Source organism: Melioribacter sulfuriphilus (assembly GCF_051488685.1).
Taxonomy (GTDB): domain Bacteria; phylum Bacteroidota; class Ignavibacteria; order Ignavibacteriales; family Melioribacteraceae; genus Melioribacter.
Genome location: NZ_JBPSEH010000013.1, coordinates 36,936 through 56,566 on the forward strand (window position 1 = coordinate 36,936; position 19,631 = coordinate 56,566).

The window sequence follows — 19,631 nt, forward strand, 5'->3', positions numbered from 1 at the left end:
CGGAGAAAAGAACCCGGAACGGGTGACATTATAGCTTCAGAGAGTGATACAATATCGAACTTCGGAATATAATGAATGTTTGTATTGATTGGAACAAACCCGAAGGGTTGGAATGTTTGTAATAGGGAATAACCAACGGAGAAAAGAACCCGGAACGGGTGACATTATAATTTCAGAGAGCGATACAAGTCCAAACTTCAGAATATAATGTTTGTATTGACTACACAAACCCGAAGGGTTGAAATATTTGTAATAGGAAATAACCAACGGAGAAAAGAACCCGGAACGGGTGACATTATAATTTCAGAGAGTGATACAATACCGAACTTCAGAATATAATGTTTGCATTGGTGACACAAACCCGAAGGGTTGGAATGTTTGTAATAGGGAATAACCAACGGAGAAAAGAACCCGGAACGGGTGACATTATAGCTTCAGAGAGTGATACAATATCGAACTTCGGAATATAATGAATGTTTGTATTGATTGGAACAAACCCGAAGGGTTGGAATGTTTGTAATAGGGAATAACCAACGGAGAAAGGAACCCGGAACGGGTGACATTATAGCTTCAGAGAGCGATACAATGCCGAACTTCGGAATATAATGAATGTTTGTATTGATTGGAACAAACCCGAAGGGTTGGAATATTTGTAATAAGAAATAATCGACTAAGATAAGAAAAGAACCGGGAACGGGTGCCATTATAGTTTCAGAGAGAGATACAAGTCCAAGCTTCAGAATATAATGTTTGTATTGACTACACAAACCCGAAGGGTTGAAATATTTGTAATAGGAAATAACCAACGGAGAAAAGAACCCGGAACGGGTGATATTATAGCTTCAGAGAGCGATACAATACCGAACTTCGGAATATAATGAATGTTTGTATTGATTGGAACAAACCCGAAGGGTTGGAATAATTGTAATAGGGAATAACCAACGGAGAAAAGAACCCGGAACGGGTGACATTATAATTTCAGAGAGTGATACAATACCGAACTTCAGAATATTATGTTTGCATTGGTGACACAAACCCGAAGGGTTGGAATGTTTGTAATAGGAAATAACCAACGGAGAAAAGAACCCGGAACGGGTGACATTATAGCTTCAGAAAGCAATACGAGTCCGCACTCCGGTATATAATGTTTGTATTATTTGCAAAGTCATTCATCCTTTTGTGATTAGTATTCATCATTATACTGCCTTCAGTAAAATTTCAAGATTCCATTTATATACTTAACTCCAAACGGACAATATTTTTTTGATACAAAGCTATGAGAATCTCAAAGGGGATGACAAAATCAACAAAAAATTAAAATTATTTAGACATGTATGTCTTTATTAATTCAAAAATAATTTCTATAATTACCGATTAGATTAAAAAATTTTCTTACAAATAAGAGTTAATTTCCTAAACAATAGGATATTAAGACTTATTTTTAGTGAAAAAAAGAAATAAATTAAAGTGGCAAGGATTTTGACGTATTAAAATATTAGACTAGAATTGTAATTGTTATTAATAAAAGGGACAAAATAAATTTTGTACAATCAAAATAAAGGTGGATTGATGAATAGAAAAAAAGTAACAATAGACGGAAATGAAGCTGCTGCGCACGTGGCTTACCGTCTGAGTGAAGTAATTGCTATTTATCCGATAACGCCGTCGTCACCGATGGGAGAACTGTCGGATGCATGGGCTGCGGCAAAAATTAAAAATATCTGGGGTTCGGTGCCGAGTGTAACGGAAATGCAGAGTGAAGGCGGTGCTGCTGGAGCAGTACACGGATCTTTACAGGCCGGTGCTCTTACTACTACATTTACTGCATCTCAAGGTTTGCTTTTAATGATTCCCAATATGTATAAAATAGCAGGTGAACTTACACCCGCTGTTTTTCATGTTAGTGCTCGTTCAATTGCTGCATCTGCACTTTCGATTTTCGGTGACCATTCAGATGTTATGGCTACACGTCAAACTGGATTTGGTTTGATTGCATCGAATTCCGTTCAGGAAGTTATGGATACAGCATTGATTGCACATGCAGCCACACTCGAATCACGCATTCCATTTGTTCACTTTTTCGACGGATTTAGAACTTCGCACGAAGTAATGAAAATCGAAATGTTGAGCGACGATGATATACGTGCCATGATTAACGACGATTATGTTAAAGCATTCAAAGAAAGAGCACTCAATCCCGATAATCCATTTATCAGAGGAACGGCACAAAATCCCGATGTCTATTTCCAGGGCAGGGAAGCAGTCAATAAATTTTATAACGCCTGTCCAGATATTGTTCAGGACGTTATGAATCGTTTTGCCAAACTAACAGGCAGACAATATAAGCTATTCGATTATTATGGGGCTCCTGACGCTAAACGTGTTATCGTTTTGATGTGTTCGGGCGCTGAAACTGCAGAAGAAACTGTCGAATATATGACCCAGAGAATGGAAGAAAAAGTTGGTATCCTGAAAGTACGACTCTATCGTCCTTTCTCTGCAAAACATTTTATTGAAGCTCTTCCAAAAACAGTTGAAAAAATTGCAGTACTCGATAGAACAAAAGAACCCGGCGCTTTCGGCGAACCTCTTTACCTCGACGTTGTTACAGTCATCAGTGATGCTATGAATTCAGATAATCCCCCCTTTGAAAAGATGCCAAAAATTGTCGGCGGCAGATACGGACTTTCTTCAAAGGAATTTACTCCTGCTATGGTAAAAGGAGTGTTCGATAACCTGAAAGAAAAAAATCCAAAAAATCATTTTACAGTTGGAATTGTAGACGATGTTACTTTTACAAGTCTTGAATATGATCCTTCTTTTGTTATTGAAGGCGACGATGTTACAAGATGTCTTTTCTATGGTTTAGGTGCAGATGGAACTGTGGGAGCAAATAAAAACTCGATTAAAATTATTGGCGAAGAAACCGACAACTATGCACAGGGATATTTTGTTTACGATTCAAAAAAATCGGGCTCTACAACAATTTCACACCTTCGCTTTGGTAAAAAACCAATTCATTCTACCTATTTAATACAGACCGCAAGTTTTGTTGGATGCCACCAGTTCACTTTACTGGAAAAGTTCGATGTGCTTAGCAATATTAAAGAAGGAGGCACTTTCCTTCTTAACTCGCCATACAGCAAGGATGAAACCTGGGACAAATTACCGAAAAAAGTTCAACAGCAAATTATCGATAAGAAACTCAATTTTTATGTTATAGACGGTTATTCGGTTGCGGCTAAGACAGGAATGGGTAGCCGTATCAATACAATTATGCAAACATGCTTCTTTGCAATTTCCGGCATATTGCCAAAAGAAGAAGCAATCGAACAAATCAAGAAAGCAATTAAAAAGACTTATGGTGCAAAAGGCGAAGAAATTGTCAAGAAAAACTTTGACGCCGTCGATCAAACACTCGAACACCTTTATAAGATTGATGTTCCAGACCACGTTACAAGTACAATAGAACTCCCACCAATTGTTTCGGATAAGGCTCCTGATTATGTAAAAAATGTACTGGCTAAAATGATGGCTGGTAAAGGAGATGAAGTTAAAGTAAGCGAAATGCCTGTGGATGGAACATTCCCTTCGGCTACAACACGCTGGGAAAAACGCAACATTGCTCTCGAAGTGCCACAGTGGGATCCCGAATGGTGTATTCAATGCGGTAAGTGTTCGCTTGTTTGCCCCCACGCCGCAATTAGAATAAAAGTATACGACAAGAAATATCTCGAAAATGCTCCTGCTACGTTCAAATATATGGATGCCAAAGGAAAAGAATTTCCTGAAAATAGCGCATATACAATTCAGGTAGCAGTAGAAGATTGTACGGGATGCGAACTTTGCTATGAAGTGTGCCCGGCTAAGAACAAACGCGAGACTAAACTAAAAGCTCTCAATATGGTTCCACAGATTCCAATTCGGGAACAGGAAAGAGCCAATTTCGATTTCTTCCTTGAATTGCCGGAAATCGACAGGACACAGGTTAATCCTGCATTAATCAAGAGCAATCAATTATTAGAGCCATTATTTGAATTTTCAGGTGCGTGCTCAGGTTGCGGTGAAACTCCGTATGTAAAACTGGTATCGCAACTTTTTGGTGATCGTGCACTTATTGCAAATGCTACGGGTTGTTCTTCAATTTACGGTGGCAACTTACCTACTACCCCATGGGCTAAGAATAAAGAAGGAAGGGGACCGGCATGGTCGAATTCACTTTTTGAAGACAATGCTGAATTTGGTCTTGGAATGCGCCTTGCCGTCGACAAGCAGAATCAATATGCAAAAGAATTGTTGCTTACTTTACGCGATAAAGTTGGAGCCGAACTCTGCGACGCAATTCTTAATGCCGATCAAAAAGACGAAGCTGGAATTAAAAATCAACGCGAAAGAGTTGCAGAGCTAAAGAAAAAACTCGAATCAATTAATTCAGACGAAGCAAAACGACTCCTTAATATTGCAGATTACCTTGTTAAAAAATCAGTCTGGATCATCGGTGGTGATGGCTGGGCTTATGATATTGGATATGGTGGACTAGACCATGTATTAGCTTCAGGAAAGAATGTAAATATACTTGTACTCGATACTGAAGTTTACTCAAACACCGGCGGACAGATGTCGAAAGCCACAGGAATGGGAGCAGTTGCAAAATTTGCCGCAGCAGGTAAACCGACACCGAAAAAGGACCTCGCTATGATGGCAGTTAATTATGGCAATGTTTATGTTGCGCGCGTTGCGATGGGTGCGAACGATGCTCAAACAGTACGCGCATTCCTCGAAGCAGAAGCATACGATGGACCTTCGCTTATAATTGCTTACAGCCATTGTATTGCACACGGTATTAATATGGCAAAAGGACTCGAAAGTCAGAAACTCGCAGTTGAAAGCGGTTACTGGCCACTCTTCAGGTACAATCCTGAAAGCCTGAAAGAGGGTAAAAATCCGATTAAACTCGACTCGAAAGCTCCGAAAGTTAAACTCGAAGAATACATCTATCGCGAAACACGATACAAGATGCTAACAAAATCTCATCCGGAAATTGCTAAGGAATTGTTAACTCACGCTCAAGAAGAAGTGAATAAACGATGGAAATTATATGAACAGATGTCGCAGATGGACTTTTCGTCAAACGGAGAAAAGAAAGAATCGGTCAATTAATATTTGGTGGGGCTGTCTGAAAAATGCAGAAGCCCCTATTTTTATAATATAGAGGAGTTTATTATGGATTTAACAACAAAATATATGGGATTGGAACTGAAGAATCCTATTGTTCCTTCGGCCTCACCTCTTTCTCATACAGTCGATAGTGTAAAACGACTTGAAGACGCAGGCGCTGCTGCAATAGTTGTCCATTCATTGTTTGAGGAACAAATACTGCATGAAAGTGGAGAACTTGATCATTACCTATCACACCATACAGAAAGTTATGCCGAGGCTCTCAATTATTTCCCCGAACCCGAGAAATTCAATCTTACACCGTATCAATATCTCGATCATATTGCCAATCTAAAAAAAGCTGTAAGCATACCAGTTATCGGAAGTTTAAATGGCGTTAGCAAAGGCGGCTGGATTCAGTATGCCAGGAATATTGAACAGGCAGGTGCAGACGCTCTGGAATTGAATATCTATTATGTGGCTGCAAACCCAAATATGACTTCAAACGACGTTGAAAAGATGTATATCGAAACTCTGAAAGAAGTTAAAAGCCAGGTGAATATTCCCGTTGCGGTTAAATTGAGTCCTTACTTCACTTCGATGGCTAATATGGCAAAACAACTCGACGAAGCTGGAGCAGATGCATTGGTGCTCTTTAATCGTTTTTATCAACCTGACTTTGATCTCGAAAAACTTGAAGTTGTCCCGAATTTAGTATTGAGTACTAACTGGGAAATGCGTCTACCGCTTAGATGGATTGCTATTCTATACGGACAAATTAAAGCCAGTCTGGCTGCAACAAGCGGCATTCATTCACACGAAGATGCAATAAAAGTAATTATGGCCGGAGCCGACGTTGCAATGGTTTGCTCAGAGTTGTTGACCAATGGAATTGGCAGAATTACTGAGATTTTGAAAGGTATAGAAAACTGGATGGAGGAAAATGAATATGAATCAATTACAATGATGAAAGGAAGTATGAGCCAGAAATCAGTTGCCGAGCCGGCTCTGTTCGAAAGAGCTAATTATATGAAAATGCTTCAAAGTTATAAAGCACATGTCTGATAAATTCGTCAGGGGAGAATTTATTTCTCCTCTGACACCTTATTCTATCAAAATATCCCCCTCACAATTAAAATATATTCTGTCACTCTAATTTTATGCATTAAAATTGTAAAAAGAGTCAAAGAAATCAAAAACACAAACTCATTTAGTCATTGCGTCTTATTAAACTCTCCCAAACTCAAATTGAATATTTTGTAAGTCCCTGTTATAAAACTATCCTAAAATAAAACCACTAACAAAAACTCCAATCAAAAGAACCACGAACCACGAACAAAGACCAAGAACAAAGAACCAAGAACCAAGAACCAAGAACCAAGAACAATTCCATCTACTATATTCTGGCCCCCTGTTTCAACAGGCATGCATAAAGCAAGATGGGAGGATAATAAAAGGAGTATGAATTTAACTTACATTATTATGCAGCTCTTTTTTTCTCTTTTCTGACGTAATGAAAACCTCTCTTGTCTTCATATCCAAAAGGAGCATATTTGAAAGAAAGGAATATGAAAAGAGCAAAAAGAATGAAATAACCAATAATTGCATAGAGTAACATAACTCACCTATAGCTATAGTTACTCTATTATCGAATTAAATATAAAAAAGTTTAGTCTTGCTGTTAAAATTCTGTCGTGAAACCTGCAAGAAAATTAATACCCGGCATCGGGTAACCAAAAACTGTTTGATATTCCGTGTCAAGGAGGTTGTTTATTTTGAGATATAAATTGATATTGTTATTTAAATTAAATCCTCCAGAGGCATTTAAAAGTAAAAAGTCTTCCTTAATAAATTTGTTACTATTGTTAAGCAAATAGAGATTTCCAATGGCTACTAAGTTTAATCCAAGCTGGAACCGATTTATTGAATAGTTTGCATTTAAAATGCCGTGTAACTCTGGCGAGCCTGCTATAGGATTTTTCATATATGTATAATTAAAACCAGTACTGATTATCAGGTTTTTATCTGGCATTATTTTCGCGTTGAGTTCGAACCCTCTGTTTTGAACGCTTCCAACATTCTGATTTTTGATATTTGGAAATTGACCTGTAACTGCGATGAAATCCTCACCTTCTGATAGATAAAATGCTCCGGAAATATCGATTAGATTTTCATAAAATCTCAAATTAAAGCCCGCTTCGTAATTCCATAATTTTTCTGGCAGAAGGTCAATGTTTGCTCCGAAAATAAAAAATTCCGAAAGAGTTGGGTTTCTGTAACCTTTTGCTGAGGAAAGATAAATGTCGGCATTCTTAGAAATTGTGTAATTTAGGGATGCTTGAGGGATAAATTCAGAGCCGTAAACTTCATGGTAGTTCAGACGTGCTCCCGCAATAAATTTTAAATTTTGAATTATCTTTGCTTCAGCGACGAAATAAAAACCGGTTTCATACAAAGTTGTGTCGATTAACTTGCGGATATTTCTTGCATCCCCGCCATAAATTCGTGTATCATTTCCAGCTGTTAGGAGAAAATTGTTTGATATTTCAGCAGTTTGACGAGCGTTTATCCCTGCCACATAATCTATTGAATGAAAGCCGTCGAAGAGGTCGTGAACACCAGAATTGTAATAAATCGTGTAATTTCCCTCAGTTGATTTATATCTGTTTTGAAAGTTTAATGATAGATTTGAACGTGTAAATTCTGTCCAGACAGAATCTTTTGCGAAAGGATTATTAACTGTTCCGGGATTATAAACTTTTGCATATCTAATATTCGACTTTAGATTGAACGACCAGAATTTATTCATTTTATAACCAATAGTTAGGCCAATTCCTTTAGAGTTATAATTAGAAGACGACCTGTGGTTATCGGAAGTATAATTGAATATATTTATAGATGAACTGAAAGTTTGTGTGCTAAATGCGGATTTGAGAGAAATGTTGAATGTGTTGTAAGAGCCGTACGATAGATCGCTACCAAAGGATGTCCCATTTGAAAATGAATTTGAAGTACGAATATCAATTACACCGGCTAATGCTCCCGAACCGTAAATAAGAGAAGATGGACCTTTGATAATTATTACATCGGATATTGCATCGGTGCTGTAAATGTCGGAAACAGGGTGTCCAAAAATTCCTGCATATTCAGGATGTCCATCTATATAAATTGTAATTTGCTGTTGACCGTTAAAACCACGTATTGAAAATTTACCAGCCGCTTGTTGTCCTATTCCAAATCCATAATTTCCAAATTCACTTACAAAAATTCCTGCTGATCTGTGTTTAAGATAGGCTATTAAATTTTTCTGAACAGAAAGGTTAACACCTTTTACTTCAATCAGTTGTTGCGATGGGTTGAGATTTTTAATTAATGATTGATACTTATCAGATCTAATGGTAATTTCATTTAATTCATATGTTTTTATCGAATCTTGTTGAGAGTATGCAACCTGCGCAAGAATAAATAAGAGTAATAAACGTTTCATCTTGGCCCTTTCGTAAAAATTGATTTGTCAAAACTAAAAAAATACTGTAAATATTCAAAAAATTTTTTATTTTACGGATAAATCGTTTAAGTAAATGATTAGGTAACTATATGAAATACAGGAATACTTTCTTACTATTAATTCTTATGACAGGACTAATCTTTGGACAGGTGGGCTCCAAACATACAATAACACTTGACCTTGCAAAAAAAATTGCCATTGCAGCAGAAAACAAAGCAAAAGAGATGAAAATCGATGTAGTAATCGCGATAGTTGATGAGGGAGGAAACTTGCTATTTTTCGAGCGAATGGACGGAGCACAACTTGGAAGTATAAATGTTGCTAAGAAAAAGGCGGTATCAGCAATTTATTTTAAAAGACCAACTAAGTCGTACCAGCAAAGAATATCAGACGGAAACAATGCTTTACTTTCGATCGACGAAATTCTTCCGTTTGAAGGAGGAGTGCCTCTGAATTATAAAGGGAATTATATTGGAGCAATTGGTGTAAGTGGAGGTACTCCGGAGCAAGATGGTATAATTGCAGAATATGCTTCAAATGTTTTAAGGGAGGAAGAAAAATGAAAAAATTAGTTTTCTTAATTACAATTATATTATCATTTACTCTTTTTGCTCAAAAGAATCATGTAAAATTCGAACATATTGCGCTTTTATTACCCAATCCAGAAAAAGCAGCTGAATGGTATTGCTCGAACCTCGATATGCAAATTGTAAATAAAGGAAAAGGTTCTATTTTTGTTACAGATTCAGCAAAAAACATAATGATAGAGTTTTTAATTAATAATGATGTGAAACCACTTAACTTCAGAAAAATAAATATGTTAAGTCTTCACATCGCATTTAATATTAAAGATGCTGAATCGCTAAAAAAGAGATTAATAGAAAACGGAGCCGAAATTGAGTCGGATTTGAAGGTTACAGATTCGGGTGATAAAATAATGAATATGCGTGACCCCTGGGGAGTTCCATTACAATTTGTCGAAAGAAAAAATTCGATGCTCCGCTTTGAGGGACTTTATGTGGAGCACATTGCTTTCAATCTTCTAAATGCTGTTGGGACTGGTGACTGGTTTGTCGATAAACTTAATATGATTATTATCAAGCAGAATAATGCTTCAGATTTTGGCAGGTTTGTAGCTGATAGCGGTAAAAATTTGTTATTTGAATTATATCAAAATAGTGAAGCTCCCGTCCTGAATTTTAATGATATTTTACCTGCACAATTTCATGTTGCTTTTTCAGTCGAAAATATTGATAAGATAAAAGAAATATTAAAAGATTGTGAAATAGCTCAGGATCTATTCACCACAGAGAGCGGCGATAAAATTATGGTTCTTAGAAATAAAGATGGCGTGCCACTTCAATTTGTACAAAGAAAAAAGCCGATGCTATGATTTTGTTATTTGTTCTTAGTTCGTAGTTCTTAGTTCTTGGTTCGTGGTTCTTAGTCTTGGTTTGTGGTTAATTGTTTATGGGTTATGAGTTTGTAAAAGTATAATGTCTGTGGTAGGTTAATAAATAAATTTCAGATTAAAATCATTTGCATTATAGTGTCATTAAGAAATTGAAATTAATTTACAGAATTAATTAATTCTCCGTTCAGGAATTTAATATGCAATCGACACAACTAAATTTGTCATAAAACCATTCAACAATACCCTAACCCCTAACCCCTAACCCCTAAACTCTAATCCCTAATCCCTAATCCCTAACACCCACCTCATCTATAATAACTTTTCTAATTCGATTATTGCTTTCATTTTGAAATAAGTTCAAGTGTAAATTTTAGTTCCTTACCGTTGCGCAGTACAACAACATCAACTTTATCGCCTGGTTTGTATTCTGCAATTGTGTACATAAAATCGTAAATGTTACCTATTTTTTTGTTGCCAAAGCGGATTATTATATCACCGCTAACTAAGCCTGCTTTGGCAGCAGGACTACCCTCCGTGACTCCAGATAATTTATAACCTTCGCCATTATAACCGAATTCCGGTACAGTTCCCACATAAACTTTCGATCTGCCAATTCGTTTATTTGTTGGAGCTGTTACTTTAACGTAATCGGGTTTTTCTTCAAGTTTATCGATGCCATTAATAACGTCGAGGATGTAACTTACAACTTTCTTTTCGCCTTCGTAATTAATTTTGTCGGCATCGTCGGAAGGTTTGTGATAATCGGAATGAGTTCCGGTGAAGAAAAAAAGAACCGGTATGTTTTTATTTGAAAATGCCTGATGATCGCTGCCGCCTGTACCAGAATCGTCAAATGTAAGTTTTAAATCATATTTGTTTTTTTCGTTAAGTAAAGGTTTCCATTTTGAGGAAGTGCCAGCTCCAATTACTGTAAGCGAATTTTCTTCGTTTAATCTGCCTACCATATCCATGTTAACCATAGCAATAATTTTATCGAGTGGAACGGGTGAATTATTTGTCATATAAGTAGAGCCAAGGATTCCAAGTTCTTCGCCAGAAAAGGCGACGAATATGAGATTTCTTTTGAGTTCTGTTCTGGAAGCGGCAAGAGCTTCTGCAAGTTCAAGCAAAGCTGAAGTGCCCGATGCATTGTCGTCGGCACCGTTATGAATTTGACTGTCGTTTCCCCTGTACATCGAAGACGATCTCAGTTGATCGATACCGAGATGATCAAAATGAGCGCCAATAACTATATATTCATCACTGTTGTAATTACTCTTTATTATGCCACCAACATTTCTGGCATAATTTTCAACTTCTTTTATATCGGTATGAATTTCAGCAAAACAATCCTCAAAGTTTATTTGATTACTTTTTCTTGTAGAATCGATTCTTTTTTGAATTTCTGTAAGATCAAGTTTGTGCACTTTGAATAATTTTTCGATTATATCTCTTTTTACATGGATGATGGGGAAATCGTTTATTGCAGGGGCACCGTCGTATCTTAATTCTGTAAGATTATCTTCGGAAGTATAATAACCGTTAATGAAAATTATACCTGCTGCACCTTTATCGCGTGCCGTCGAAGCTTTACTTCTTAATGAAGAGTAGATGTCGAAATCTGAGTGTGCAGAATCGTGTTCTGGATGGTCTTTCAATATAATTACGATCTTGCCAGCAACATTAATTGAATCGTAATCGTCATATTCAAGATTCGAAGAAGAGATACCATAACCTGCAAAAACAAGTGGCGCTTTTAATTTAGCTTTGCCAGAAAAGGAAATGGGGATGTAATCTTGGTTAATTTTTAATCTAAGTTTTTCGTTGTCAATAATAATTTCTGCACTGTTGTTTGATGTCAATTCAAGTCGTTCGATAAATTTAAAGTCCTGGAAGTAATTTCCGTTAAACAGAGGTTCCAGGCCGTACAATTCGAACTGGTCTTTGATATAATTGGCAACAATTTTCTCTTCAGGAGAGCCTGAAAATCTGCCTTTCATATCGTCTGAGGCTAAATAAAAAAGATGCGCTTTTAAGTCTTTGACTGAAATTGATGGATCTGACCATTTCTTTTGTGCATTTATGAGAGAGAGGGAAACCAAAAGTAGCAAGATAATCTTTTTCATAGGAAACCTCGTTTTATTCTTCGGGTACATGGACGAGGAAAAATTCTCTGGCGGTTTTGCCAATTTCCTTAGCTTGTGAAATCGTCATGTGTAAGTCGGTTGAGTCTTCATCGAGAGCACCGGCTTCGATGATTGCCAGATCGCTCCCTTTTGCCATTTTTACCAGATTTTCACAATATGCTGTATCTCCACCATAGCAAATGGATTTAGAATCGTAATAGTATTTAAATCCAAGAGATGGAATGGCTGAACTCGTGCCGTCGGGATTTAATTCTCTGTGATTAACAAAAAAGGGTTTAATTCTTACTGAATTTCTATTGAATGCTTTTTGATTGGAAATAGGTTTGAGCATTATTTTATATGAAAGCTCTTTGCCGTAAACTTCGTTGAAAGCTTTATAAATGCTCTCAATTTCGATGCATCCGTCGGGATAAAAGATTGAAAGGGGTGTTTTTCTGCGGAGTACAGACCAATAAGTTAATAACGACCAGACGCCTCCGACATGGTCGTGATGGCCATGACTTATGAAGATATCGGATACTCTCAAGATTGTTTCGGGTCCAACGTCTTTAGTTAGGTCGCGTAGTATACCGTCGCCGGGATCGATTATAAAGGCAGTTTTACTTGTTGTAAGAAGTATGCCCGTGGATACGTTGGGAATAGAGCTGTAGATTTTAATGAAGAAATCATCTTTACGCCATACTAATGGATACTGATGTAAGTTCTTTTGTTTCATGATTTTCTCTTAGACTATAAATTGAGCTACTAAACCACCTATAAAGAATGCGGTAACCCACGTACCCAACCAGATAGTAATTCCTTCTTTCCAGCCGCGTTCTTTAAGCATAACTACAAAAGAAGCGATGCATGGAGTAAAAATGGTAATAGTAATAATTGCAACGGTTATTTGCATAACTGTAAGATTCATCGTAAAGAGTCCTGCCGCTCCGAAATCGCGTCTTACCATTCCCATAACGAAAGCATTGGCCGCTTCTTTCGGGAGTTTGAGCCAGTGAGTCGTCAGCGGTGCAAGAATATCCTGCCATATGAGCAATAATCCTGTAATGTCCATTAAACCGACAGCCAGTGCACCTACGAAAAACCAGAATCCAGCTTCTTTCATAAAACCGTAAGTTCTGTAAGCCATCTTTTTTAAAACATTAGTTAGCCTGGGTATTCGCATAATCGGAAGGTCTATTAAAAGGGGCGAGCTTTGACCTGGAATTAGCTTATTCAAGATTGTCGAAAGAATTATCAGGAGTGAACCAATTACTCCGACAAAAATTAACAAGGGATACAATCCAGCGCCGCTCAACAATACAGTAATAACCGCAAGTTGAGCTGAGCATGGGATAACGAATTGCAAAATTGCAGTTGCTATCGACCTTTCTCTTTCTGAACCGAGTAGTCGGGTTGTAATATTTGCCATTGTAATACATCCGAAGCCAAGAATAATCGGTATTACCGCTTTGCCATTCAAACCAATTTTATTGAAAGTTCTGTCGAGCATTGTCGCAAGTCGGGGCAAGTAACCGCTGTCCTCAAGTAGAGCCATAACAAAGTAAAATCCAATAACAAGAGGAAGCAATAAGAAGAGGAGGTAGGTAGTCGTCATCGTAATAACGCCAAACTCACCGAAAAATAACTTCACAATTGGATTGGAAAAATGAAATTTTGTTTGAGCACCCGGTTGCGACGAAAAACTTTCAAAATCTGATTTTAATTCCGGATTACCCCGCATACCGTCGGGGAAATTATAAATTTTCTTGTCGATTAGATTTTCGTTTTTATCAAAAATTTCGACGTCGATTATTGAAGAAGTAAAATTCGATACAAAGGATTTAACATTGTATTCAACAATTCCTACACCAACCGTATTTTCGGTAAAATTGACAACACGTTGAGATACGAAATCTCCAATGAAAAAATAGACAAGCGTTAAGATGAAGAATAATATTGGAATACCAGTAATCGGATTTAGTGACATGCGCCCAAGCAGATTCGAGATTTCACCCTTTCTGGAATCCTCGTGTTCTACAATATCGATAATCTCATTTACACGGTTACGACGCGTAATATAAATTTTCTCTCGATCGTCTTTATTTATCGGCTTATTGTATTTACTGGTCGTAAATTCATCACCTTCGAGAATCAACAAAGCTTCAGATTGCGGAATTCCTTCTTCAATGTACTGTTGCATGAGGAAATGTAAATCGAGTTGCTGATTGCCCACACGAGCGTTCTCAATGGCTTTGTCGAGCTGGTCGAGTCCCACTTTGTTTACTGCAGAAGTCTCGTAAACATCGACGCCCAAAAGATCTGATAGTTTTTTAGTGTCGATTTTAATTTTTCTTTTCTTGAGTTCATCAGCAAAATTGAGTATTACAGAAACTTTTTTCCCCATGTCGATTAACTGGAGTGTCAGAAAAAGGTCACGCTCGAGATGAAGCGAATTTACGATGTTAATTACCACATCGCTCTCAAGAATAATATCGCGTGCAACTTTCTCTTCCTCGTTGAACGATGATACGCCATAAATTCCTGGTGTGTCGTAGACTTTTTTCCCTTTGTAATTGCAACGTGTGATTGATATGGTGGTGCCTGGATAATTAGAAACATCTACATATTTTCCGCTAAGATAATTGAATACACACGATTTGCCGACATTTGGATTTCCTACTAAAACTACTTTTTCTGTCTTAACATGTCTTAAAGTTGAGTCAACGTTAGTGGATAGAGAATTAATATTAACAATATTGTCAGATTTCATATTTATCGCAGAATAATTTTAATTTTTTTTGCAAGATCGTAACCGACGGCAATTTCCTGTCTGTTTTTCTGTAAAATAATTGTCCCACCAGGAAGTCGTTGAAGGCAAACGAGAGTTTCACCTTCAGAAATGCCAATTCGTATTAATTGTGCGTTAATTTCGCCACCGGGTAAATTGACAATGGTGATTAAATTTCCTTTACGTGCCTTGTCGAGTGTAATGTTATTCATTGTCTTTATGTTTGCAGTTTGCATTGTTGCACTTTCCAAAAATATTAAATGAATGTCCATGTGGTTTGAAGCCGAGTTTTTTCGCCACTTGAGCTACAATTTCTTCAATTTCAGGTTCTGAAAATTCCTTGATAGCTCCGCAGTTAATACAAATCAGATGGTCGTGCGATTTTCTACCGTAATTCGATTCGTAGCGTGTTTTATTTTCGCCGAAGTTTCGTTTTGCTAAAAGCTCGCAGGCAGCCAATAATTCGAGTGTATTATATACCGTTGCTCGCGATACGTTCGACTTGTTGTTTTTCATTCTGAGATAGAGTTCATCGGCTCCGAAATGTCCTTCGTATTTCAACGCGAAATCGAGTACTTCAAATCTTTCAGGAGTTATACGGTGTTTTTCCTGTTTCAAGTACTTGCGAAAAACTTCGTGCGCTTCGTTTAAGTTTATTGACATAAATATTTTACAAATAATTTAGATTAAGTCTATATAAAATTACTCACTTGCTTTTAAAAAAGCAAATATCTTTGTCTTATTTTTTTGGGGTGAATTTAAACAGGACTTAAATTACCATCGATTATTGTTCCGTCTTTAATTTCATGAACTACATCGCCCAATCTAATCAATTCTGGATTGTGGCTTACAATCAGGAATGTAAAACCGTGATTGGTTTTTAGCTCTTTAAAGAGTGAATGGATGATTTCGCCGTTGGCCGAATCGAGATTTCCTGTGGGTTCGTCGGCGAATATAATCGAAGGATTATTGGCCAGAGCGCGAGCTACGGCTACACGCTGTTGTTCACCGCCAGAAAGTTCGGAAGGTTTATGTGACGACCTATCTGACAGTCCCACTATTTTTAGTAATTCACGACTTCGCTCGACAGCTTTGGAGTACGATTTCCCGTCGAGCATCATCGGAATTGCAATGTTTTCTTCGGCTGTAAATTCCGGCAATAGATGATGAAACTGAAAGATAAAACCGATTTTTTTATTCCTGAATTTCGACAGTTGAGCATCACTCATTTTAGAAATATCCTGAAGGTCGATTAAAACTTTGCCGCTATCTGGTCTGTCAAGTCCACCCAGGATATGGAGTAGAGTGCTTTTGCCAGCACCCGAAGCTCCTACAATCATGGTAATTTTACCATGATCAATTTCAAGCGATATTCCTTTTAATATCTCCAGGCTTTTATTTTTCGAGATTCTGAACGATTTGCGTATTCCTTCGGCAATGATAATTTTTTCATTCATATTTTATTGACTCGATAATGTTTGTCTTAGATGCTCGTTTTGCCGGATATATCGATGCCAGAAATGTCAAAAGCAAGGACATGCTTCCAATCGCTATTATGTCTGTAAACATTACTTTGACCGGCATTGCGTTTATTATATATTTTGTTGGATCGAGCGGGTAAAAATTGTAATTGATCTGTAAATAGCAAACTGTCAATCCAAGAATAATTCCTGCTACAGTCCCGATTATACCAACCATCAAGCCTTCATACATAAATATACGTCTGATTCGATTTGAATCTGCTCCCATCGAACGTAATATGGCAATATCCTTTTTCTTTTCGAGAACAGTCATTGTCAACGATGCAAAAATATTGAATGTGGCTACTGCTATTATGAGACTCAAAAGAATATAAGCCGACCATCGTTCAACCGACATTATGCTATAGAGGTCTTTGTGCAGATCATACCATGTGTAATATGAAAAATAATCGTCACCGAATTTGGTGGTCAATTCTTTCTTTAATTTTTCCGAATGTTCAATATTTTCGAGGCGCACTTCGATACCGGAAATTTCATCGCCATAGCCCAAAAGTCGCTTTGCTTCTTCAATTGAACTAAAAGCGTAAGAAACGTCGTAGTCTCTGTTATTTGTTTCAAAAAGTCCTGAGACAATAAATTTTTGAGAATGTGGTATTGACAAGCTCGTTATCATTCTTTCGATATTCCGGGCAGAAGTAATTGTTACAGTATCTCCGACTCTGAGTGATAGCCTCAAAGAAAGGGGAAGTCCAATGATAATTTTGCCCAACCCTTCGTTGCTCAAGTCATATTTGCCACTTATTATTTTTTCTTTGAGTCCCCAGTTTTCGGCGTCGTTTTCTGCTGGAATGCCTTTGAGGTTTATTATTTCATAACTCTTTTTGTTGTATGCTATGACTTTACTTTCGACATAAGGAAAATAGTTTTTTACTTTTGAATTGCTTCTTAAATAAGAATAAAAATCGTTAATTTTTTTATTGGCTTCGTCACCTGTAACTACAATTCTCAGGTGAGGATCGAAACTTATCAGAATTGATTTAACCAGCGAACCAAATCCATTAAAAACCGAAAGCACTATAATCAAAGCGGCAACTCCGATTGTAATCCCACCCACGGAAAGCGTCGAAATTATCGTAATTAGATTAAATTTGTGTTTGGCTTTCAGATATCGTTTTGCTATGAAATATTCAATCATAATTAGTCAAATTTAATTGCCGAAATTATTTCAATTTTCGAAGAAATATAAGCTGGAATGAATGAGGTTATAAGGGAAATAAATGCAGTTACTAAGCTTATGAGCAAGTAATTGTTAATGTCGATATAAAGGGGCACATGAGTAACGAAATAAACATTTTCGGGCAGTTTAATTATATCGAATTTCATTTGGATTAGAGTAAGTATGTATGCCAGTAAATCGCCCAATATTATTCCAATTGTTGTAAGATAAAAGCCGTGCAGGAGAAATATTGTTGTAATCTTTTTTCGAGTGGCACCCAGAGTTCTCAAAATACCAATACTCCTGGTTTTTTCCAGAACGATCATTAAAAGTGTTCCTACTATGTTGAATACTGCGACGAAAATAATTAAGCCCAGTACAATTGGAATTGGTTCTTTTTGAAGATCCAGCCATGTGAAAATGTTTTGATAAATCTCAAAAACTGAACGGACATAGTATGGATAACCGAGGAAGTCTTGCAATTGCTCTGTTAAAGGCTCAATATCGTTAATGTTTTTTAACTGAAGATTATAACCTGAAATTCTTCCGAACATACCAAAAAAATCGGAAGCTTTATCGAACAGTATATAAGCATTGAGGTCGTCATATTCCGACATACCACTTTCGAATATTGCAACAATTTTGAACATATCAATTGCAGGAGGAGAAGCGGGAGATGGGATCTCGTCTCCATAGACAGAAAAAAGTGTTACCCTATCATTTAACTTCACTCTTAATTTTTCTGCCAGTTTTCTGCCAATAATAATTTCATTTTGCTTCAAACTGTCGATTGAGCCTTCGATTAAATAACCTCCTATGTTATTACGCAGGTCATCGGGATGGAGTCCTGTTATGGTAATTCCGTCTGAAAATTTTTTTGATTTTATAAGTGCAAGTTTAGAGATAAACGGTTCAATTTTTCTAATTTTACTTCCATATTTTTCGCTCAGCTGAGGTATTAACGATTCGGGAGAAGGGAGGTTTCGATTTCCGAATCCAGTTATTTTGATGTGTGCATTTAGTGTAATAATTTTTTCTGAGACAACTTTTTCGAACCCGTCGAGCACAGTCAATGCAATAATGACAACAGCCATTCCGACTGAAATACCAGCAGCAGCAATAGCAGAAATTGATAAATTAAATCTCGATTTACGATACGATTTAATGTATTTGCGGGCGATGAAGAAGGAAAACATAGAACTCGAAAATTTTTTATCCAAAGATAGAGAAAATAATCAAGAAAATGGTGCTGAAATTGACATTTCGTTTCCAAACATTTATTTTTGTAAGCCGTATAAGAATGAAGTTCTTTTTGTAGCTGAAAAAAACGGGGAGTAGCTCAGCCCGGCTAGAGCGCTTGGTTTGGGACCAAGAAGTCGCAGGTTCGAATCCTGTCTCCCCGACTCTGGTACAATCGAAATAATTTCTTATTTTGATTGTAAAATCGAAGTGCGCCAGTAGCTCAACAGGATAGAGCATCAGCCTTCTAAGCTGAGGGTTAGTGGTTCGAGTCCACTCTGGCGTACAATTTTTTTATTTCTTTGATTTTTTGACATACTAAATGGTGAGCATAGCTCAGTTGGTTAGAGCACCTGGTTGTGGCCCAGGAGGCCATGGGTTCAAGTCCCATTGCTCACCCCAGTCAGGCCCCATCGTCTAACGGTTAGGACATCACTCTTTCAAGGTGAAAATACGGGTTCGATTCCCGTTGGGGTCACTTCTTTTTTTTATGCTCATTTTTTTATGGCCCCATCGTCTAACGGTTAGGACATCACTCTTTCAAGGTGAAAATACGGGTTCGATTCCCGTTGGGGTCACAGTACTGGTTGCACATTTCTTTAATTCAACGCCATAATATTTTCCCAGAGACATCTGAAAAATTCAATTAGAGGAACAGATTTATAAGTATTGTCGTTTTCATTGAAAAAATAAATCATGTAT

At 37.1% G+C, this 19,631-nt stretch carries 15 protein-coding genes and 5 tRNA genes; 10 read left to right on the forward strand and 10 right to left on the reverse strand.

All coding sequences use genetic code 11. The annotated features are described in order from the left end of the window. The first annotated feature begins 1,569 nt into the window (after window positions 1-1,569). Together nifJ and ACSSV9_RS14255 are read left to right on the forward strand one after the other, a co-directional pair. The gene (nifJ, locus tag ACSSV9_RS14250) at window positions 1,570-5,160 is read left to right on the forward strand and encodes a pyruvate:ferredoxin (flavodoxin) oxidoreductase (protein WP_437347935.1); all 3,591 of its coding nucleotides are present in this window, start codon (window positions 1,570-1,572) and stop codon (window positions 5,158-5,160) included. A gap of 63 nt (window positions 5,161-5,223) precedes the next feature. Continuing rightward, entirely contained in the window at window positions 5,224-6,222 is a 999-nt protein-coding gene (locus ACSSV9_RS14255) for a dihydroorotate dehydrogenase-like protein (RefSeq protein WP_437347936.1), read from the forward strand. A gap of 415 nt (window positions 6,223-6,637) precedes the next feature. Here ACSSV9_RS14255 and ACSSV9_RS14260 read toward each other — a convergent pair whose 3' ends face one another. Beyond that, entirely contained in the window at window positions 6,638-6,775 is a 138-nt protein-coding gene (locus ACSSV9_RS14260; protein ID WP_437347937.1) for a hypothetical protein, read from the reverse strand. A gap of 63 nt (window positions 6,776-6,838) precedes the next feature. Next, window positions 6,839-8,644: a TonB-dependent receptor gene (locus tag ACSSV9_RS14265; protein ID WP_437347938.1), complete on the reverse strand. Its 1,806-nt coding sequence runs from the start codon at window positions 8,642-8,644 to the stop codon at window positions 6,839-6,841. A 110-nt stretch (window positions 8,645-8,754) separates the two neighbouring features. Here ACSSV9_RS14265 and ACSSV9_RS14270 point away from each other — a divergent pair, with 110 nt between their 5' ends. Next, window positions 8,755-9,228, forward strand: coding sequence for a GlcG/HbpS family heme-binding protein (locus ACSSV9_RS14270; protein WP_437347939.1), 474 nt, complete (start codon window positions 8,755-8,757; stop codon window positions 9,226-9,228). After that, window positions 9,225-10,058, forward strand: coding sequence for a VOC family protein (locus tag ACSSV9_RS14275; protein ID WP_437347940.1), 834 nt, complete (start codon window positions 9,225-9,227; stop codon window positions 10,056-10,058). Before ACSSV9_RS14270 ends, ACSSV9_RS14275 begins: the two co-directional genes overlap by 4 nt. A 362-nt stretch (window positions 10,059-10,420) precedes the next feature. Here the strand turns inward: ACSSV9_RS14275 and ACSSV9_RS14280 are convergent, their stop codons facing one another. The 8 genes from ACSSV9_RS14280 to ACSSV9_RS14315 all read right to left on the reverse strand — a co-directional run bounded on the left by ACSSV9_RS14280 (window position 10,421) and on the right by ACSSV9_RS14315 (window position 18,784). Then, entirely contained in the window at window positions 10,421-12,205 is a 1,785-nt protein-coding gene (locus ACSSV9_RS14280; protein WP_437347941.1) for a M28 family peptidase, read from the reverse strand. Window positions 12,206-12,218: 13 nt separating this feature from the next. Next, complete coding sequence (locus ACSSV9_RS14285; protein WP_437347942.1) at window positions 12,219-12,941, reverse strand: MBL fold metallo-hydrolase; 723 nt, start codon at window positions 12,939-12,941, stop codon at window positions 12,219-12,221. Between the two features lie 9 nt (window positions 12,942-12,950). Then, window positions 12,951-14,975 carry a FeoB small GTPase domain-containing protein gene (locus tag ACSSV9_RS14290; RefSeq protein WP_437347943.1) on the reverse strand — a complete coding sequence of 675 codons (2,025 nt, stop codon included), beginning with the start codon at window positions 14,973-14,975 and terminating at the stop codon, window positions 12,951-12,953. A 2-nt stretch (window positions 14,976-14,977) separates the two neighbouring features. After that, window positions 14,978-15,205 (reverse strand): FeoA family protein, encoded by a 228-nt coding sequence (locus tag ACSSV9_RS14295; RefSeq protein WP_437347944.1) that lies wholly within the window; start codon window positions 15,203-15,205, stop codon window positions 14,978-14,980. Next, the gene (locus tag ACSSV9_RS14300; RefSeq protein ID WP_437347945.1) at window positions 15,198-15,656 is read right to left on the reverse strand and encodes a Fur family transcriptional regulator; all 459 of its coding nucleotides are present in this window, start codon (window positions 15,654-15,656) and stop codon (window positions 15,198-15,200) included. The genes ACSSV9_RS14295 and ACSSV9_RS14300 overlap by 8 nt, the downstream gene beginning before the upstream one ends. A gap of 95 nt (window positions 15,657-15,751) precedes the next feature. After that, window positions 15,752-16,450: an ABC transporter ATP-binding protein gene (locus ACSSV9_RS14305; RefSeq protein ID WP_437347946.1), complete on the reverse strand. Its 699-nt coding sequence runs from the start codon at window positions 16,448-16,450 to the stop codon at window positions 15,752-15,754. Continuing rightward, on the reverse strand, window positions 16,443-17,669 hold the full coding sequence (locus ACSSV9_RS14310) for an FtsX-like permease family protein (protein WP_437347947.1): 1,227 nt from the start codon (window positions 17,667-17,669) through the stop codon (window positions 16,443-16,445). The genes ACSSV9_RS14305 and ACSSV9_RS14310 overlap by 8 nt, the downstream gene beginning before the upstream one ends. 2 nt (window positions 17,670-17,671) lie before the next feature. Further along, window positions 17,672-18,784, reverse strand: coding sequence for an ABC transporter permease (locus tag ACSSV9_RS14315; protein WP_437347948.1), 1,113 nt, complete (start codon window positions 18,782-18,784; stop codon window positions 17,672-17,674). Here ACSSV9_RS14315 and ACSSV9_RS14320 point away from each other — a divergent pair. The 6 genes from ACSSV9_RS14320 (at window position 18,771) to ACSSV9_RS14345 (ending at window position 19,507) form a co-directional block, all read left to right on the forward strand. Then, a complete protein-coding gene (locus ACSSV9_RS14320) occupies window positions 18,771-19,028 on the forward strand; it encodes a hypothetical protein (protein ID WP_437347949.1) in 258 nt (85 codons plus the stop codon). The two genes, ACSSV9_RS14315 and ACSSV9_RS14320, sit on opposite strands and share 14 nt — an antisense overlap. Then, window positions 19,019-19,093 (forward strand) — tRNA-Pro (locus ACSSV9_RS14325). Before ACSSV9_RS14320 ends, ACSSV9_RS14325 begins: the two co-directional genes overlap by 10 nt. A 48-nt stretch (window positions 19,094-19,141) precedes the next feature. Further along, window positions 19,142-19,215, forward strand: a tRNA-Arg gene (locus ACSSV9_RS14330). A 39-nt stretch (window positions 19,216-19,254) separates the two neighbouring features. Continuing rightward, window positions 19,255-19,331: transfer RNA gene (locus ACSSV9_RS14335), tRNA-His, on the forward strand. Between the two features lie 4 nt (window positions 19,332-19,335). Beyond that, window positions 19,336-19,407 (forward strand) — tRNA-Glu (locus ACSSV9_RS14340). Between the two features lie 28 nt (window positions 19,408-19,435). Then, window positions 19,436-19,507: transfer RNA gene (locus ACSSV9_RS14345), tRNA-Glu, on the forward strand. Window positions 19,508-19,631: the final 124 nt, after the last annotated feature.

Coding starts and splice junctions, on each gene's coding strand:
- ACSSV9_RS14270 (WP_437347939.1), top strand. CDS start 8,755: ATGAAATACAGGAATACTTTCTTACTATTAATTCTTATGACAGGACTA.
- ACSSV9_RS14260 (WP_437347937.1), bottom strand. CDS start 6,775: ATGTTACTCTATGCAATTATTGGTTATTTCATTCTTTTTGCTCTTTTC.
- ACSSV9_RS14290 (WP_437347943.1), bottom strand. CDS start 14,975: ATGAAATCTGACAATATTGTTAATATTAATTCTCTATCCACTAACGTT.
- nifJ (WP_437347935.1), top strand. CDS start 1,570: ATGAATAGAAAAAAAGTAACAATAGACGGAAATGAAGCTGCTGCGCAC.
- ACSSV9_RS14285 (WP_437347942.1), bottom strand. CDS start 12,941: ATGAAACAAAAGAACTTACATCAGTATCCATTAGTATGGCGTAAAGAT.
- ACSSV9_RS14255 (WP_437347936.1), top strand. CDS start 5,224: ATGGATTTAACAACAAAATATATGGGATTGGAACTGAAGAATCCTATT.
- ACSSV9_RS14295 (WP_437347944.1), bottom strand. CDS start 15,205: ATGAATAACATTACACTCGACAAGGCACGTAAAGGAAATTTAATCACC.
- ACSSV9_RS14265 (WP_437347938.1), bottom strand. CDS start 8,644: ATGAAACGTTTATTACTCTTATTTATTCTTGCGCAGGTTGCATACTCT.
- ACSSV9_RS14305 (WP_437347946.1), bottom strand. CDS start 16,450: ATGAATGAAAAAATTATCATTGCCGAAGGAATACGCAAATCGTTCAGA.
- ACSSV9_RS14275 (WP_437347940.1), top strand. CDS start 9,225: ATGAAAAAATTAGTTTTCTTAATTACAATTATATTATCATTTACTCTT.
- ACSSV9_RS14300 (WP_437347945.1), bottom strand. CDS start 15,656: ATGTCAATAAACTTAAACGAAGCGCACGAAGTTTTTCGCAAGTACTTG.
- ACSSV9_RS14310 (WP_437347947.1), bottom strand. CDS start 17,669: ATGATTGAATATTTCATAGCAAAACGATATCTGAAAGCCAAACACAAA.
- ACSSV9_RS14280 (WP_437347941.1), bottom strand. CDS start 12,205: ATGAAAAAGATTATCTTGCTACTTTTGGTTTCCCTCTCTCTCATAAAT.
- ACSSV9_RS14315 (WP_437347948.1), bottom strand. CDS start 18,784: ATGGCTGTTGTCATTATTGCATTGACTGTGCTCGACGGGTTCGAAAAA.
- ACSSV9_RS14320 (WP_437347949.1), top strand. CDS start 18,771: ATGACAACAGCCATTCCGACTGAAATACCAGCAGCAGCAATAGCAGAA.